Source organism: Pseudoalteromonas aurantia, from assembly GCF_005886875.1.
Classification (GTDB): domain Bacteria; phylum Pseudomonadota; class Gammaproteobacteria; order Enterobacterales; family Alteromonadaceae; genus Pseudoalteromonas; species Pseudoalteromonas aurantia_A.
In genome coordinates this window covers 1-16,454 of record NZ_PNBY01000096.1, presented here as the reverse complement: position 1 = coordinate 16,454, position 16,454 = coordinate 1, and the positions used below count along the sequence as shown (strand labels likewise).

Genomic DNA, 16,454 nt, shown 5'->3' with positions numbered 1-16,454 from the left:
CTTATCTGATCGGCATTAACTGTATGGTAGCCTTTTTCAATTAAATTGGATTATGCTTTTTTACTTGCAACCCATTCGTCAACAAACTTCTCTAATACGTTTAATGGCAGTGGGCCATTTTTTAGTACTACATCATGGAATTGACGTATATCGAACTTATCACCAAGCTCTTTTTTAGCTGCTTCACGCAGTTCAAGTATTTTTAACATACCAATTTTGTATGCGGTCGCCTGAGATGGCATAACAACATGGCGTTCTACCATTTTGATGCCGTCAGACTTTGCATTTGGTGTGTTGTTTACATAGTAATCAATACCTTCTTGGCGAGTCCATTTCATCGCGTGGATACCAGTATCTACGACTAAGCGACAGGCGCGCCATAATTCCATTGCTAAGCGACCAAAGTCAGAATACGGGTCTTCGTATAGGCCCATTTCTTTCGGAACGAACTCAGAGTATAGTCCCCAACCTTCAGTGTAAGCGGTATAGCGACCAAACTTACGGAACTTAGGTACACCTTCAAGTTCTTGTGCGATGGCTATTTGCATGTGGTGACCAGGAATGCCTTCATGGTATGCCAGTGCTTCCATTTGATAAGTTGGCATTGCCTCCATATCGTAAAGGTTTGCATAGTAAATACCAGGGCGTGAGCCATCTGGCGCTGGTTGTTGATAGAAAGCTTTACCAGCCGCTTTTTCACGGAATGCTTCAACACGCTTTACGATCATGTCTGCTTTTGGTTTGATAATAAATAGCTCATCAAGGCGAACTTTCATATTATCAATCATTGCTGTCGCATCATTCAGGTACTTTTCTTTACCTTCTTCCGTGTTTGGTAGGTAAAACTGTTTATCTGTTTTCATGAATTCCATGAATGCAGCTAAATCACCTTTGAAGCCAACCTTTTCTTTAATTTCACGCATTTCATCATGAATACGTGCAACTTCAGATAGGCCAATTTGATGGATTTCTTTCGCAGTTAACTCTGTGGTTGTCGTACGGGCAAGTGCATTGTTAAAGAACTGATCACCGTCAGGGAATTTCCATGCGCCATCTCGAGAGTCTGCTTTTTTCTCGAGTTTTGCTAAGTAGCTAATTAGTTTGCTATACGCTGGTTTCACTGCAACTTTTAGTGAGTCAGTTGCTTCATTGATCAAGGCTGACTTTTCATCTTGTGAGATCTCTAACTTTTCAACTTTACGTTTAAAGTCAGCGAGTAATGTTGAGTCTTTACCGCTTTCAAATGGTGCGCCAACAATGATGTTTTTGCTTGAATCAATTACATGTGGAAATACAAACTTCGGCGCTATAATCCCTTTATCAGCACGGATCTCTAAGTTAGTGATCAATTGATCAAAAACTTTTGGTACGCCATTTAAACGTGAAATATAGTCTTTCGCTTCTTTTACGTTGCTGATCTGATGTTGGTTAATCAAGAATGCAGGCACCATTGAGTGTATGCCAAACATCTGATTAACAGGGTAATTATGATGACGCCATTTATAATCAGCAATGTTGTCTTCTAGATTTTGTTTCATCAAGTCATAACTTACTTGAGTGGCTTCATCTAGTTTATTTCGGTCAATACTATTAAGTGTCACTAGGTTCTTCTTGGTGATAGCCAGCTCTTTTAGCGTCGTTTCTTCACTATCATCATCCCACTTATCATAATCTTGCTTGATACCCATATATGTCTGATATACGGGGCTGCGCATTACACTACTGGTGAATACTTCTTCAAAAAATGCATTGGCTTTGGTGATTTCACTCTGTTCCACTTGGACTTGTGGTGCAGGAGCTGGTTTATCAGCTGTTTGCTGGCAACCACTTAATAGAGCAACACTGATTGCTGCAGCTACAAAGGTCAATTTACGCATCATAATACCCTTATTATTAATATGCCATTTGGCGGTAATTTGTCATTATTTGTTTTTTTAGTTGGCGAAATAGCCAGCTTAGACGAACAATTCTAGCAGGTCATTTAAGTATCTGTGGCCCTTATTTGTAACCAACCATGAATGAGATTCGTCAATGATGAGACCTTGATTAATGGCCTGCGTGATCGCCGGTTGTACATCTTCAAGTTTTAGCCCGGTATAACTTATGAACGTTTGTTTATTACAGGGGGCCTGTAAACGCAAGCAATTCATAAAAAACTCAAATGCCCGATCAGATTCATCAACTTGCCAACTTTTATATAAATATGGTTTAGTTAAATCCATATAGCCACGGGGATGTTTCACCTTCTCGGTTCGCACTATTTTTTGGCCATCCAATTGTGTAATTTTGCCATGGGCACCGCACCCAATGCCAAGATAATCGCCGAACTGCCAATAATTGAGGTTGTGGCGACACTGATAACCCGATTTAGCATAACCAGATATTTCATACTGCTGATAACCCGCTTGAGCGAGCAGGGCTTGGCCTTGCTCTTGGATATCCCAAAGGGTTTCGTCTTCCGGTAATTTAGGGGGTTTTGAAGCAAACTGCGTATTGGGCTCAATGGTTAGTTGATACCAAGAGATATGGGGTGGGCTTAAGTCAATAACACGTTGTAAGTCACTTAATGCGTCTTCAATATTCTGTCCTGGTAGCCCATGCATCAAATCCATATTAAATGCATTTAGGCCCGCAGACTTTGCTTCATGAGCGGCATTGATGGCTTCTTGCTCACCATGTATGCGGCCCAGAACTTTGAGCTTGTCTTCTTGCAAACTCTGTACACCAATTGAAATACGGTTAATGCCCGCTTCTACATAGCGCTTAAAACGGTCAGTCTCGACAGTTCCTGGGTTGGCTTCGAGGGTAATTTCAATGCCTTGTTCAAACCCAATTAAGAGTGCTACTTCTGAAAGCAACTGCACGTATGCGTCTGCTGATAAAAGACTAGGGGTTCCGCCGCCAATAAAGATGCTATGAATTTTGCGGCCTTGTACATAAGGTAGGTCCGATTTTAAATCGTCAATCAGATGTTGAACATATTCTTTTTCAGGAATATCGCCTTTTTTACCATGACTATTAAAGTCACAATATGGGCACTTTTGCACGCACCAAGGTACGTGCACATATAAACTTAATGGAGGTAGCTTCACGCAGTCGCCTTAAATTGCGCAAGTAACATCTTTAATGCTTGGCCGCGATGGCTTAGAGCATTTTTCTCATCCTTAGTTAATTGCGCTGACGTGCATCCTTCACTGGGTACATAAAATACAGGGTCGTAGCCGAACCCTTCTCTGCCTTGTTGGCTTTGGGTGATTTCGCCTTCCCAGCTGGCTTGACAGATTATGGGGGTCGGATCATGCTCATGGCGCATATAAACTAGGACGCACCAGAAGCGAGCAGTACGGGCTGAGTGGTTTGTTAATGCATTTAATAACTTGTCGATATTGTCTTGATTATTTGCTTGGGGACCTGCATAGCGTGCAGAGTAAACCCCAGGTGCGCCGTTTAAAGCGTCAACTTCAATTCCTGAGTCATCAGCGATGGCGGGTAGGCCGGTTTCTTTGGCTGCATGACGGGCTTTTATAATGGCATTCTCGACGAAAGTGGTGCCTGTCTCGGCGACTTCACTCACACTAAATTTACTTTGTGGCACCACCTCTATATTAAACTCGCTGAGCATAGTGCCAAGCTCTTTAACTTTCCCTTGATTGCCTGTTGCGAGGACGATTTTTTGACTCATTGTCGTTTAATCCACATAAAATTTTTGTTGAAAGTTAAGTACTTGATACGTGTTGCCTTGGTTGATATTAATTTTAAAGCGATATACTTCTTCATTGCGATAATCAACCTGAGCCAAATAGTATATGGCGTCACCATCAATGACTTCTTTAAACTCTAATGTTTGTTTACTACCTAGTAAATTACGCGCTTCACCGGTTAAATTCGCCTTTAAAGCGGGGTTACCTCTTTTATTAGCGAGCACCGAGATATTAATGATCCCTTTATAATTACTTCGCTCTAAACCATATGCTTTGGCGATAGTCGGTTGAATAAATGTCGACGGAAAGGCGATGTAATGGACTTGTAACGGGCCAAGATTTTTGAATTGCCCACCTTGAGTGGAGTTCGCATGCACGCAAACGCTGGTTGCTAACAGTATTAAAGCGAGAAAATAGTTTTTCATAAGTGGTCCTAAGGGGCACGTATTGTGCCCAGTTAAATTAACCTAATAGGTCCATCATTAGGATTTGTAAAAATTGCATACCAATGATCAAGACTAAAATTGATAAATCTAGTCCGCCAAGGGGAGGAATTACTTTACGAATCGGGCGAAGCATAGGTTCAGTTAATTGGTCGAACACTGCGGCAATGGGGTTATAGCCTTGTGCCACCCAACTCAGTATTGCACGAATGATAAGCACCCAAAATACTAAACTGAACGCTTCTTTTAAAACGGTCATCGCCCCAGTGATCGCGGCACCAACCGGGTTCCAGCCACCGTAGAAAAGCACCATTAACACAGATATTTTTGCAAACCCGACTAAAAACGCAAGTATAAGAGACGCTAAATCAAGCCCGCCAACACCCGGAATAATTTTGCGTAAAGGGTTTACTGCAAAAGAGGTCGCTTTGACCACCGTTTGGCTCAGTGGGTTATAAAAATCCGCTTTAGCTAATTGTAGCCAAAAGCGTAATAACACCACCATAAGAAATAGATCGAAGACGACCCCAATTAAAAATTGCATGGCATTCATAGTAAAACCTTATAGTTCTTGTTCCATCTGCTGAGCACGTGAAATACACGCATCCATCGCGTCGGCAACTGTGGTATGTAAGTTATTTGATTTTAAATGTTCAACGGCTGCGTGCGTTGTGCCACCTTTTGATGTAACGTTAGCACGCAATTGTGAAATACTGATTTCTGGTTGAGACGCTGCCATTTCTGCAGCCCCTAAGGCGGTTTGTTGCACTAGGGCGCGAGCTTGTTCAGCATCAAACCCTAAGGCGCGGGCTTTTTCTTCTATGGCTTCCATAAATAAGAAAAAATACGCAGGTGAAGAGCCTGTAACCGCAATAATATCATTTATTTTGGCTTCTGTTTCTACCCAAGTTGTAATCCCCGTACTTGAAAAAACTTGCTCTACAAAATCACGTTCTTCTGTACTGATCCCTTGGGCGAACAATCCGGATACGCCTAAACCAAGTAGGCTCGGTGTATTGGGCATACAGCGTACCATTTTAACGGGTTGACCTAGCATGTCTTGCAGCCTAGCGACGGTGATCCCTGCGGCAACTGAGACAAAAAGCTTGTTGCTTAAATCAACGTTTGCAGTTTGGAGTGAATCGCAAAGTTGCGCCATCATTTGAGGTTTGACAGATAACACGATGACGTCAGCTTCTTTTAATGCAGTAATATTGTCAGTCGTCGTTCTAACATTAAAGTCGGCCGCGACTTTGGCGAGCTTTTCTTCATTTCGGTTCGTCGCGATAATACTTTGCGATGTAAAGCCACTTTTGATCATGCCACCAATTATGGCGTAGCTCATATTGCCAGTACCGATAAATGCAATTGTTTTATTCGACATTATTTTTGCTTACCTTATTGTCTTTTTCCAAATATGTCTGTGCCAATACGCACCATGGTCGACCCCGCTGACACAGCTGTTTCTAGGTCTCCACTCATACCCATTGATAGAGTATCTACTTGTGGATATTGGTGCTTTAGTCTATCAAAGCAAGCACGCATTTGCTGGAAATATTCAAATTGTTTGGCTTTATCTGGGGTATTTTCAGTAATCGTCATTAAACCACGTAAATTTAGTTGCCGACAGCTGTCAATGAACGCTGCCAATGAGTCTACATCGGCAAGTGTACAGCCTGATTTGTTTTCATCATGACTGATATTGACTTGGATCAGTATGTTTAAAGGCATCAGGTTATTTGGACGCTGTTCATTGAGGCGCCTAGCCAGTTTTTCTCGGTCTACACTTTGTACCCAGCTAAAATTTTCAGCGACTAAGCGCGACTTATTCGATTGAATCGGTCCAATAAAGTGCCATTCAATATCTCGGTAGTGTTTGAGTGCTTGAACTTTTTCAACGGCTTCTTGAACGTATGATTCACCAAATTGGCGATGACCTGCTTGATAAGCATTTTCAATCATTTCTAAGGGTTTGGTCTTAGATACTGCTAATATTGTCAAAGGGTGTTTAAGTTGACAGTTTTGCTGGGCTATTTCTACCCGAGAATAGGCGGACGTGAGTCGTTCTGCTATTGTAACCATATTATTATCAGCTCGTTGTGGAGTCATACATGGATATTACTGAATTATTGGCCTTTAGTGTTCAACATAAAGCCTCGGATTTACATTTATCATCAGGCGTTTCGCCAATGATAAGGGTTGATGGCGATGTTCGCCGGGTAAACATCCCTTCGTTAGAAGCAAAAGATGTGAACTCATTAGTTTATGATATTATGAATGATAACCAACGCAAAGACTATGAGCAAAATCTTGAAGTTGATTTTTCGTTTGAAGTGCCAAATTTAGCTCGTTTTAGGGTAAATGCATTTAATACCAGTCGGGGTCCTGCTGCTGTGTTTCGGACTATTCCGGCAAAAGTACTGACATTAGATGAGCTGGGTGCCCCTGATATTTTTAGAGATATCTCCGAAAACCCACGAGGGTTGGTATTGGTTACTGGTCCAACCGGGTCGGGTAAATCAACCACTTTGGCCGCAATGGTAGATTATATTAACGCAAACAAGCATCACCACATTTTGACCATTGAAGATCCCATCGAATTTGTTCACCAAAATCAACTAAGTCTTATTAATCAACGTGAAGTACATCGTGACACGCACAGCTTTAATACGGCGCTGCGCAGTGCTTTACGAGAAGATCCTGATGTGATCTTAGTGGGTGAGTTACGAGATTTAGAAACGATTAGACTAGCCATGACGGCGGCTGAAACAGGGCATTTGGTATTTGGTACGTTACATACCACATCTGCACCTAAAACCATTGACCGTATTGTTGACGTGTTCCCTGGTGAAGAAAAAGATATGATTCGCTCTATGTTATCGGAGTCTTTACAGGCTGTTATTTCACAAACATTGGTAAAAAAGGTGGGAGGCGGTCGTGTTGCTGCACATGAGATCATGTTGGGGATCCCAGCTATTCGTAATTTGATCAGAGAAGATAAAATTGCGCAGATGTATTCTGCGATTCAAACAGGTGCAGTGCATGGTATGCAAACGATGGATCAATGTTTAACAAACTTGATTAATCGAGGCTTGATCACGCAACAAGATGCACAGCAAAAAGCACAAGATAAAAAGCAATTTGGTACAGGGTATTAAGAGGTTAATCTGTAATGTTGAGTAATTATTTACAAATGATGGTAGCGCAGCAGGCCTCTGATTTATTTGTGTCAAGTGGCTTAGCTGTGAGCGCAAAGATTGATGGGGAGTTAACGGCGTTTGATGATCATATATTAGATGCTGATACATCACTTGCGATTGTAGAGTCGGCTATGAGTGATAAGCAAAAAACGCAGTTCCATACTGAAAAAGAGTGTAATTTTGCGATTGCGACAGAGGAAGGGCGCTTTCGGATATCTGCTTTTTGGCAGCGTGATTGTGCTGGGATGGTACTGCGACGGATTGTCACAAAAATTCCAGATGTGAATGACTTAGGCCTACCTTCTACGCTCACTGATGTGATCATGGCAAAGCGCGGTTTATTGTTATTTGTGGGCGGTACTGGTACAGGTAAATCGACTTCATTGGCGGCATTAATTGGTTATAGAAATAGAAATCAGCGCGGTCATATATTAACCATAGAAGATCCCATTGAGTTTGTGCATGAACACGCTAAAAGTATTATTACACAAAGGGAGGTCGGCTTAGATACCGAGAGCTTTGAAGCTGCTTTGAAAAGCTCGCTACGTCAGGCACCTGATGTCATTTTGATTGGTGAAATTCGCTCTCAAGAAACTATGGAATACGCACTAAGCTTTGCTGAAACTGGGCATTTGTGTGTGGCTACTCTACATGCGAATAATGCAAATCAGGCCATAGATCGAATCATGCATTTGGTGCCGAAAGAAAAGCACGACAAATTAAAATATGATCTTGCGCTTAATTTACGTGCAATTGTTGCACAACAGCTTGTTCCCTCTTCAAAAGGAGATGGACGAGAAGCTGCCATAGAGGTATTACTTAATTCTCCATTAGTTGCGGAGCTAATTAAAAAGGGAGATATTGGGGGGATCAAAGAAGCGATGAGTAAATCACGTGATATTGGCATGCAAACCTTTGATCAGGCTTTATTTGAACTCTATAAGCAGCAACGTGTAAATTATGCCGATGCGCTCCACCATGCCGATTCGCCAAATGATTTACGTCTGATGATTAAACTGCAAAATAATGAGCAGCAAGGTGCGGGTTTCTTGCAAGGTGTGACGGTCGATGGCTTGGATTCAAACAACTAAGCAAATACTATGCATCGTTTTATTTTCACTACTGCCGAGTGTTCATGGCAGTAGTGAAAAAAGAGTGCAAATGTATATAAGAGATGATGTCTACGTCGACTATCAAAAGTTTTTGGCGGGCCGTTCAGCGCTAGATATTACCGACTTTAGTGGCGGTTATATTCGCCGAGATGTGGTCGATATGATCATCGTTCAGCAAGCGCTATTGTTGGGCGGGTTTAAGAAAAAGTTCCACTATCAAACTGGGAATGTTAACTTCAGAAATACGTCTTTGCTTCGTCAAGGAAAACTCCTACTAAGTTTTGATAGCTATTGGCTTGCAGATGCTGAAGCTGAGCAATCGCATGTATTTATTAGTGATGCAGTGATCGAGTATGGCCAGTATTATGGCGGTATTTATTATGCACCAGACAATATGCGGGTACAGAAGGTTAAGCAGCTAGATGATTTAGCTGAGCTCACAGCGGTAAGTACGCCGCGTTGGCGTACAGATTGGCAAACATTGAGTTTATTGCCATTAAAACGGTTAGAAGTGGAACATAGTTGGGTTGCACAAGCACATATGGTAAGCATGCAGTGGGTGGATTTTATGCTGATGCCACTAATGCCAAGCAAAGGTAATGAGTATAAATTAGCGGATATTCACTTGATTGCCCATAAAAATTTAGTGGTGTTATTGCTAGGTAGTCGTCACTTTGTTGTCTCTCGACGCCATGTTGATGGCGAGCGAGCATTTAAAGCATTGCAAATAGGGTTGAATATATTAAGAGAAAAGGGCGCGATCAGAAAAGCTTACACAGAAGCGGGGTTTATTCCTGATCTCAGCCAATTTAAAGTGTTAAATGCCACCGATATGAAATTAATAGAATCACGTTAAGTTAATATCGGCTGGTTTATTGCCATAAGCTTTCAAAGTAGCTTTCTAAAATAATGACCGCTGACATACCATCTACATTGCCTTTTCCGAGGTTTTTATATCCACCTTGCTCAAATAACCGAGCTTTTGCATCAGCGGTGGTTAATCGTTCATCTTGAGTCTCTACGGTGATTTTAAAGTGGTTGTGCAAGCGGTTACCAAATTTTTTAGCTGCAAATGTCACATGTTGATTAGTGCCATCCATATTGAGAGGAAGCCCAACCACTATTAAGTCTGGTTGCCATTGCTCAATGTGAATGGCAATGTCATCCCAATTAGGAATGCCGTCACGGGCTTTTACCGCGCCAATACTGCTGGCTGTACCGGTAACCTCTTGTCCTATTGCCATACCAATACTGGTAGTGCCAAAATCAAAGCCCATTATAGTGCGTTGGCCTTGCGGTGTTTTTTCTTTTTTAATCATAAGCTTTAAGCATGTCCAGCTTGTGAACTCAGTTGCGTAATATCAATACCGAGCATTTGAACTGCTTTTTCCCATCTTTTTTCTGGCGGTGTATCGAATATTATACCTGATTGGGCTTCAATCACGAGCCATGAGTTTTCAAGCAGTTCAAGCTCCAATTGACCTCTTTCCCACCCAGCGTACCCAAGCGTAATCAAAAATGAATCAGGGCTATTGTTGGTGGTTAACGAAGCGAGTACATCTTTAGAGGTGGTTATCATAATGTCAGAGCTGAGCTCCTGGCTAGATGAGTAACCGGGCTTCGGGGTATGTAAAACAAAGCCACGGTCAGTATGCACTGGACCACCGGCAAAAACCTGTTGCTGTGCGGAAGAATTAGATTTGTCATTATCAATGTCAATTTTATCAAGCAATTCACCCACAGTGACGTCAATAGGATGATTGACGACCAACCCCATTGCACCGTCTTCATTGTGCTCGCAAATGTAGGTGACCGTTTGCTTGAAGAAAGGGTCTTGTAGACTGGGCATTGCGATTAAAAAGTGATTTTCTAACGATTGCATAGGCAGACCCTCTTAATATTTTTATTGAGTATGGTTTAATTTGCGTGCAATGGCATCAAAAAGTTTGTCCATAATTGAGATATCATAGGCCGCTTCTATTTCTTTGACGCAGGTTGGTGCTGTAACATTGATCTCAGTGAGCTTATTCCCAATGATATCTAAACCAACAAATACCAATCCTTTTGCTTTTAACGTGGGTGCGACAGCTTCTGCTATTTTACGGTCGTCGTCACTAATTGGACGTGCTTCACCACGGCCACCAGCGGCTAAATTGCCACGAGTTTCACCGCCTTGTGGAATTCTAGCCAAGCAATAAGGGATCACTTCACCATCAACAACCAGCACGCGTTTATCACCTTGCTTTATTTCAGGGATAAACTGTTGTGCCATAGCAAAGCGGCTACCATGTTCTGTGAGCGTTTCACAGATCACCCCAATATTTGGGTCATCATGCTTAACTCTAAAAATGGATGCGCCGCCCATCCCATCGAGTGGTTTGAGGATAATATCTTGGTGCTTATCTAGAAAGCGTCGGATCTGGGCCTGTGAACGGGTTACTAATGTATCTGGGGTATGTTCACTGAACCACGCAGTGAATAATTTTTCATTGGCATCACGTAGGCTTTGAGGTTTGTTAATAATCAAAGTTCCAGTTTGCTCTGCTTGCTCAAGCATATACGTTGCGTAAATATATTCAGTATCAAATGGCGGATCTTTACGCATTAAGATTACGTCTAGTTCGCTCAGGGCAACACTGTGCTTTTCTTCAAGTTGATACCAATTGGTTTCATCATCGAATACTTGGGCTTTAGCTGCTGTTGCCATGGCATTACCTTGGTATAAATAGAGGTCATCCATTTCCATGTAATATAGCTCATACCCTCTTGCTTGGGCTGCCATCATCATGGCAAAGCCGGTGTCTTTTTTAATATTAAAACCACTGATTGGATCAGAGATGATCCCTAACTTTTTTGCCATGTTGATACCTATTAATTACCCTAGAATTATTATCAGAGATATGGGGATCATCAGAAAGAATTAAAGAGCCAAATCACCAAATTGCAATTGTAATGCACTAAGTACCGTTAAAGCGGCGGTTTCAGTGCGCAGTACTCTTGGGCCAAGCCTCACATCAATAAAACCTTGTTCAGTGGTGTTTTCCATCTCAGGATCTGTAAATCCGCCTTCTGGGCCAACGACAAAGCGAATGCCTTTTTTCGGTTCCGGTAGTGTTTTTATACTATGCTGAGCGCGAGGGTGTAATGTGAGTTTCAATTCATCACTTGGTTGTGCTAACCATTCATGGAGTTCAATCGGTGGGTGAATTATCGTGATGATATTGCGTCCAGATTGCTCAGCAGCGGCAATGGCTATTTTTTGCCATTGTTGATGCTTTTTGTGCAGGCGTTCACCTGATAGTTTTACGCCACAGCGGGTGGTGAATAAAGGCGTGATTTCTGTGATACCAAGCTCGACTGCTTTTTGAATCGTAAAGTCCATTTTATCACCGCGAGAAATACCTTGCCCTAAGTGCACCTGCAAAGGCGATTCACAGTCTTTATCTTCAAATTTAATGGGTGTAACACTGACTTTCTTTTTCGTTATCTCGGAGATCTCACACAAGTATTCACCGCCTTGATTATTAAACAGGGAAACCTGCTCACCTACTTTCATACGTAATACGCGAGCAATGTGGCCTGCGGCATCATCATCAAGGTAAAGGGCTGTATTTAAAACTATGTCTGATGGTTGATAGATGTGTGGAACGCGCATAATTGTCCTGAGATAACGGGGAATTCGGCAATATTAAGCGTTCATGAGGCCATCGTCTAGTCATTCTCAAGAAGATGTAAACGAGTGGGGCTATGTAATGTCCTCGCTTTAATTAAAGTGGCAGGATAAATGGTTATTATGTCCAAGAGATGAGATCTGTGTGTAGTGATAACCGTCAGCAGTTTGTTCAACGAGATAACGCGTTGGGTGCAATGAATCAAGAATAAATAATTGTGCTTCATTTGCTAAATGGTAATCAACTGAGGAGATCAATACACCTTGAATCGTATGGTGTTCATGTAAGTAAGTAGCCAGCTCAGACACACTAATTTCATTAGCGAAGTCACAGTAACTGTAGTCACTAATGAGGTTATCGAACATCATTTTTATCAAATGACGGGTGTCTTCACCTGCAACAATGAGGTTATTAGCTTCATTGTTAGCTTTTAGGTGCTCAGTAAACTTTCGGCTAAACTCCGAGTTAGTATCAACCAGTAGAAAGTTGTCGAGATTAATTGACATAGCTCCACCTTGTGAAGTTTTATCCAATTGCAGACTACACAGAAAACATGTTTATAAGTAAATAGCCTATTGCTGCGAAAACAGCAAATTCTAAACAGGCGACACCAATATTATCTTGATGGTCAACTTCAAGCCCAATGTTCACTTTTGGTAAGGATAAATGGAGTAAAATAGTACTGGCAATATACAGTAGCGACCACATAGCTCCACAATGTAAAACAACCGAAAAAAGGTTCTCTACAACCGTTGCGCCATGATACGGCGCACTGTGTAACCCTGCATAAATTGCCAGAGCTAATCCAATGGTTTTACCAGCGTAACGGATCCCAATTGAGGTATTTGCTAAATTAAAGTTTTGCTGTAAAGAAGCACCTTGGTTTACCTTTGCAAACTGACTTTCACGAAGTTTACTATCGAGTGCAAAGATCCCCTGCAGCAGGATAAAACCCAATGTGACAACCAATAAATCACTGATCCCACGCGGGTGGACCCAGTGATATAGTGCTAAGACTAAAATACAGTTTGCGATGAGCATCCCTGAGTCGACCAAAGCGGCGCAAATATTTTGCTTTAATATGGCTTGCCCCTCATTGAATTTATATAAAATCCACTTTCTATGAATGTACTGACCAGTCGAGATGTAAGTTAAGATAAGCAGCAGTAAAAGTGCTGCACGTAAGGGCTGTTTTTGAGCCGTCGCCATGCTTATATCGTCAAATAGGTATGCAATGCTTATACATATGACCGCAATTTGGCATGCGTAGTTAATCCCTAAGGCAAAGTTATCTCTTTTTGCTATTTCTTCATGCAATACCTGTTTTGCTTTATATTGCACAACCAAACGCAGTGCCACAACAACCAAGCAAATTACTGAAAAACTGCTAAAAATGGCAAAAAAATTGATGTTAGTTAGAGACAAATAGCTCATGGGCACTGTACTGTTAATAATGAATGTTATTACTATAACGACTCCCAACTTATTGAACCACCAGGCAATGGAGATTTTTTATGCGATACCGTGAATTGCCATCAGATTTACAGTCATTAGCTATTGAGCGTTGGCAGGGCGTTTATCCCGAACACCGTATAGAGCAACCGATAGCACAATTGATGGCCTTGAGTGACTTTGCATTTCGACTGTTACAACAACAACCCAAATTAGGTTGGTGGCTATTAGATGATGAACAAATGCAACAGCGTGAAGTGCCTGCACCATTGCCTGAAGCATTAACAACCTTGAATGAACAAGATTGCTTTCAACTACTGCGGAGATATCGTCAAAAATACTGGTTAAAAGTGATGTGGCTTGATTTTGTTTGTAAAAATGATATTTCAGACAGTATTCGTTACATTTCTAAATTATCAGAGTGCTTAATTGACGCTGCCAATTGTTGGGCGTTTTCTCAAACAGTCAAGCAATGCGGCGCGCCACTTGATGAAGCGGGTAATATGTTACCTATGTTGGTATTGGGCATGGGCAAACTCGGTGGTGGGGAGTTGAATTTTTCTTCTGATATCGATTTGATATTCACTTACCCCAAAAATAGTGTCACCAGTGGGGGTCGTAAACAATATGAAACACAAGTCTTTTATACGAAAGTGGCACGAAAACTGATTGCAGCGCTGAATCAGGTGACGGTAGATGGACAAGTGTTTCGTGTTGATATGCGGTTACGGCCATTTGGTGAAAGTGGCCCATTAGTGATGAGCTTTGCTGCAATGGAAGATTATTATCAAGATCAAGGCCGAGAATGGGAACGTTATGCCATGCTCAAAGCGCGGGTGTTAGGCCCGCACACACCATATAGTGATGAGTTTAAAAAATTACTTAGGCCTTTTGTATATCGTCGCTATATTGACTTTTCAGTCATTGAATCGCTTAGGAAAATGAAGCAAATGATTGCTCAAGAGGTCAGGCGCAAAGGGCTTGTTAATAATATCAAACTTGGTGCGGGGGGCATTCGAGAGGTTGAGTTTATCATTCAAGCGTTGCAAATGGTGCGAGGGGGGCGTGATGTAGCGTTACAAACGCCTTCTTTGTTAGCCGCACTGGAGCAACTAATACATTTAGATATATTACCTGCTGAAACCGCACAATTACTGACCCGTAACTATTTATTTTTACGACGAGTTGAGCAGTACCTACAAGCATTTGATGATCAACAAACACAAACATTACCAGACAGCGGCATAGATATAGAGCGCTTGAATTTCTTACTTGAAGCAGATGATTTCGCGAAGAGCCTTGCTTGTATTGACAAGACGATGAAGTCAGTTAGAGAAGAATTTGCCTTGGTGATTGGAGAGCAGCCACAAGAGCAAAATCCGTGTGAAGAAAGTTATGGCTTTGCTTGGTTAGAAAGTGATTTTTCAAGCTTTGGTGATGATTTGACTGATGATGTGTCACAGCAATGGAGTATAAGACTCGACGAGTTTAAAACCAGTTTGCGCAAGCGCCAAATGGGCACAAGGGGTCGCGATATACTTGATAAACTCATGCCTCATTTATTGGAGCTGTTGGTAACCCAAAAAGCATCATTTGGTGTTTTTAATCATGTACTTAAGGTTGTTAGCACGGTTGTTTCTCGCACCACATATTTAGAGTTACTGTATGAAAATAAAGGGGCGCTGAAACAGTTGATTAGTTTGTGCGGTCATAGTCGTTGGATAGCGGAACACATCGCTAAATACCCTATTTTACTTGACGAGCTATTGGACCCCGCAGCATTGTATAAGCCACTCCCATTATCGGCGTATAAAGACGAAATTAGACATCAATTTCTGCGAATAGAACCTGACGATTTAGAGTTACAAATGGAAGCTTTACGACAGTTTAAGCAGACCCACCAATTACGTATTGCAGCAGCAGATGCGACTGGGGTAATAAGTGTTACCATAGTTAGCAATCACTTAACCGCATTGGCTGAAGCAATTATTAGTCAAGCCGTAGACTTAGCATGGCAACAAATGAAAACCCGTTATGGTAAACCTACAGGTGCTACTGAGGCTGAGAAAGGCTTTGCTGTTATCGCTTATGGCAAAGCGGGCGGGCTAGAGCTTGGCTATGACTCAGATCTTGATTTGGTTTTTGTACATAATCGTGATGGTGACAGTGATACTGACGGGGTTAAATCTATTTCATCGCGGCAATTTTATCTTAAGTTAGCACAGCGCTTAATGCATTTATTTAATACGAAAACGGCGTCAGGTATTTTGTATGAATTAGACACGCGTCTTCGTCCAGAAGGGAACTCAGGGCTTCTTGCCATTAATTTAGAAAGTTATTTTAACTATCAACAAACTCAAGCTTGGACATGGGAGCATCAAGCGCTTGTGCGTGCGAGGATGGTATTGGCTGAACCCAGTATGCAACAACGCTTTGATGAAATACGAAAAACTATTTTGAGGCAACGTCGTGATAAGGGCAAGCTACAACAAGATGTGTCACAAATGCGAGAGAAAATGCGGGCGCACTTATCTCAAGATTCTGATCAGTGCTTTGACTTAAAGCAGGGACATGGTGGCATGACTGATATTGAGTTTATAGCCCAATACTTGGTTTTAAGTTATAGCCACAATCTGAATGAGTTAGCTCGTTATACCGATAACATTCGTATTTTTGAATATGCAGAACAAGGTGGAATACTGAGTGAAGAAGAGAAGCAGCTTTTAACAGATGCATATTGTTTATATCGAGATAGCTACCATCAGCAAAGCCTAAATCAGCAGGGGCGCTGTGTCGCAAAGAATGAACGCTATACTTTACCTGCGCAAGGTGTACAGACGATATTTGAAAGTCGACTACTTAACCTCAGATCTGT

17 protein-coding genes are annotated in these 16,454 nt (G+C 41.8%); 4 read left to right on the top strand and 13 right to left on the bottom strand.

The window, feature by feature from the left end:
• Nucleotides 1–50 precede the first annotated feature (50 nt).
• The 7 genes from CWC18_RS17695 to CWC18_RS17665 form a co-directional block, all read right to left on the bottom strand.
• Nucleotides 51–1,877, bottom strand: a complete 1,827-nt coding sequence (locus tag CWC18_RS17695) for a DUF885 domain-containing protein (protein ID WP_138675807.1) — start codon at nucleotides 1,875–1,877, stop codon at nucleotides 51–53.
• A gap of 78 nt (nucleotides 1,878–1,955) precedes the next feature.
• Entirely contained in the window at nucleotides 1,956–3,092 is a 1,137-nt protein-coding gene (gene hemW, locus CWC18_RS17690; protein ID WP_138589883.1) for a radical SAM family heme chaperone HemW, read from the bottom strand.
• Nucleotides 3,089–3,682, bottom strand: coding sequence for an XTP/dITP diphosphatase (locus CWC18_RS17685; protein WP_138675806.1), 594 nt, complete (start codon nucleotides 3,680–3,682; stop codon nucleotides 3,089–3,091). The genes hemW and CWC18_RS17685 overlap by 4 nt, the downstream gene beginning before the upstream one ends.
• 6 nt (nucleotides 3,683–3,688) lie before the next feature.
• Nucleotides 3,689–4,126 carry a DUF4426 domain-containing protein gene (locus tag CWC18_RS17680; RefSeq protein WP_138675805.1) on the bottom strand — a complete coding sequence of 146 codons (438 nt, stop codon included), beginning with the start codon at nucleotides 4,124–4,126 and terminating at the stop codon, nucleotides 3,689–3,691.
• A gap of 37 nt (nucleotides 4,127–4,163) precedes the next feature.
• Complete coding sequence (locus CWC18_RS17675) at nucleotides 4,164–4,697, bottom strand: YggT family protein (protein ID WP_138589880.1); 534 nt, start codon at nucleotides 4,695–4,697, stop codon at nucleotides 4,164–4,166.
• Nucleotides 4,698–4,706: 9 nt separating this feature from the next.
• Nucleotides 4,707–5,528: a pyrroline-5-carboxylate reductase gene (gene proC / locus CWC18_RS17670; protein WP_138675804.1), complete on the bottom strand. Its 822-nt coding sequence runs from the start codon at nucleotides 5,526–5,528 to the stop codon at nucleotides 4,707–4,709.
• 14 nt (nucleotides 5,529–5,542) lie between these two features.
• Nucleotides 5,543–6,253 (bottom strand): YggS family pyridoxal phosphate-dependent enzyme, encoded by a 711-nt coding sequence (locus tag CWC18_RS17665; RefSeq protein WP_171041149.1) that lies wholly within the window; start codon nucleotides 6,251–6,253, stop codon nucleotides 5,543–5,545.
• Between the two features lie 2 nt (nucleotides 6,254–6,255).
• Between CWC18_RS17665 and CWC18_RS17660 the strand changes: the two genes are divergently transcribed.
• From CWC18_RS17660 to CWC18_RS17650, 3 genes are read left to right on the top strand one after another with little or no spacing between them, the layout of a single operon-like run.
• The gene (locus tag CWC18_RS17660) at nucleotides 6,256–7,302 is read left to right on the top strand and encodes a type IV pilus twitching motility protein PilT (protein WP_138675803.1); all 1,047 of its coding nucleotides are present in this window, start codon (nucleotides 6,256–6,258) and stop codon (nucleotides 7,300–7,302) included.
• 14 nt (nucleotides 7,303–7,316) lie between these two features.
• Nucleotides 7,317–8,435 carry a PilT/PilU family type 4a pilus ATPase gene (locus tag CWC18_RS17655; RefSeq protein ID WP_138589876.1) on the top strand — a complete coding sequence of 373 codons (1,119 nt, stop codon included), beginning with the start codon at nucleotides 7,317–7,319 and terminating at the stop codon, nucleotides 8,433–8,435.
• Entirely contained in the window at nucleotides 8,413–9,312 is a 900-nt protein-coding gene (locus tag CWC18_RS17650; protein WP_138675802.1) for a hypothetical protein, read from the top strand. Before CWC18_RS17655 ends, CWC18_RS17650 begins: the two co-directional genes overlap by 23 nt.
• Nucleotides 9,313–9,328: 16 nt before the next feature.
• Here CWC18_RS17650 and ruvX read toward each other — a convergent pair whose 3' ends face one another.
• From ruvX to CWC18_RS17620, 6 genes are all read right to left on the bottom strand, one after another.
• The gene (ruvX, locus tag CWC18_RS17645) at nucleotides 9,329–9,775 is read right to left on the bottom strand and encodes a Holliday junction resolvase RuvX (RefSeq protein ID WP_138589874.1); all 447 of its coding nucleotides are present in this window, start codon (nucleotides 9,773–9,775) and stop codon (nucleotides 9,329–9,331) included.
• A 5-nt stretch (nucleotides 9,776–9,780) separates the two neighbouring features.
• Nucleotides 9,781–10,338: a YqgE/AlgH family protein gene (locus CWC18_RS17640; protein ID WP_010362495.1), complete on the bottom strand. Its 558-nt coding sequence runs from the start codon at nucleotides 10,336–10,338 to the stop codon at nucleotides 9,781–9,783.
• A gap of 21 nt (nucleotides 10,339–10,359) precedes the next feature.
• Entirely contained in the window at nucleotides 10,360–11,316 is a 957-nt protein-coding gene (gshB, locus tag CWC18_RS17635; protein ID WP_138589873.1) for a glutathione synthase, read from the bottom strand.
• Between the two features lie 60 nt (nucleotides 11,317–11,376).
• Nucleotides 11,377–12,111: a 16S rRNA (uracil(1498)-N(3))-methyltransferase gene (gene rsmE / locus CWC18_RS17630; protein ID WP_138589872.1), complete on the bottom strand. Its 735-nt coding sequence runs from the start codon at nucleotides 12,109–12,111 to the stop codon at nucleotides 11,377–11,379.
• Nucleotides 12,112–12,219: 108 nt separating this feature from the next.
• Nucleotides 12,220–12,633: a hypothetical protein gene (locus tag CWC18_RS17625; protein WP_138589871.1), complete on the bottom strand. Its 414-nt coding sequence runs from the start codon at nucleotides 12,631–12,633 to the stop codon at nucleotides 12,220–12,222.
• Nucleotides 12,634–12,667: 34 nt separating this feature from the next.
• Nucleotides 12,668–13,561 (bottom strand): DUF350 domain-containing protein, encoded by an 894-nt coding sequence (locus CWC18_RS17620; RefSeq protein WP_138589870.1) that lies wholly within the window; start codon nucleotides 13,559–13,561, stop codon nucleotides 12,668–12,670.
• Nucleotides 13,562–13,641: 80 nt separating this feature from the next.
• Here CWC18_RS17620 and glnE point away from each other — a divergent pair.
• Nucleotides 13,642–16,454, top strand: a 2,813-nt coding sequence (gene glnE / locus CWC18_RS17615; RefSeq protein WP_138675801.1) for a bifunctional [glutamate--ammonia ligase]-adenylyl-L-tyrosine phosphorylase/[glutamate--ammonia-ligase] adenylyltransferase, incomplete at its 3' end; no start/stop codon positions are given.

Coding starts and splice junctions, on each gene's coding strand:
- CWC18_RS17695 (WP_138675807.1), bottom strand. CDS start 1,877: ATGCGTAAATTGACCTTTGTAGCTGCAGCAATCAGTGTTGCTCTATTA.
- CWC18_RS17685 (WP_138675806.1), bottom strand. CDS start 3,682: ATGAGTCAAAAAATCGTCCTCGCAACAGGCAATCAAGGGAAAGTTAAA.
- CWC18_RS17680 (WP_138675805.1), bottom strand. CDS start 4,126: ATGAAAAACTATTTTCTCGCTTTAATACTGTTAGCAACCAGCGTTTGC.
- CWC18_RS17675 (WP_138589880.1), bottom strand. CDS start 4,697: ATGAATGCCATGCAATTTTTAATTGGGGTCGTCTTCGATCTATTTCTT.
- proC (WP_138675804.1), bottom strand. CDS start 5,528: ATGTCGAATAAAACAATTGCATTTATCGGTACTGGCAATATGAGCTAC.
- CWC18_RS17665 (WP_171041149.1), bottom strand. CDS start 6,253: ATGACTCCACAACGAGCTGATAATAATATGGTTACAATAGCAGAACGA.
- CWC18_RS17660 (WP_138675803.1), top strand. CDS start 6,256: ATGGATATTACTGAATTATTGGCCTTTAGTGTTCAACATAAAGCCTCG.
- CWC18_RS17655 (WP_138589876.1), top strand. CDS start 7,317: ATGTTGAGTAATTATTTACAAATGATGGTAGCGCAGCAGGCCTCTGAT.
- CWC18_RS17650 (WP_138675802.1), top strand. CDS start 8,413: ATGGCTTGGATTCAAACAACTAAGCAAATACTATGCATCGTTTTATTT.
- ruvX (WP_138589874.1), bottom strand. CDS start 9,775: ATGATTAAAAAAGAAAAAACACCGCAAGGCCAACGCACTATAATGGGC.
- CWC18_RS17640 (WP_010362495.1), bottom strand. CDS start 10,338: ATGCAATCGTTAGAAAATCACTTTTTAATCGCAATGCCCAGTCTACAA.
- gshB (WP_138589873.1), bottom strand. CDS start 11,316: ATGGCAAAAAAGTTAGGGATCATCTCTGATCCAATCAGTGGTTTTAAT.
- rsmE (WP_138589872.1), bottom strand. CDS start 12,111: ATGCGCGTTCCACACATCTATCAACCATCAGACATAGTTTTAAATACA.
- CWC18_RS17625 (WP_138589871.1), bottom strand. CDS start 12,633: ATGTCAATTAATCTCGACAACTTTCTACTGGTTGATACTAACTCGGAG.
- CWC18_RS17620 (WP_138589870.1), bottom strand. CDS start 13,561: ATGAGCTATTTGTCTCTAACTAACATCAATTTTTTTGCCATTTTTAGC.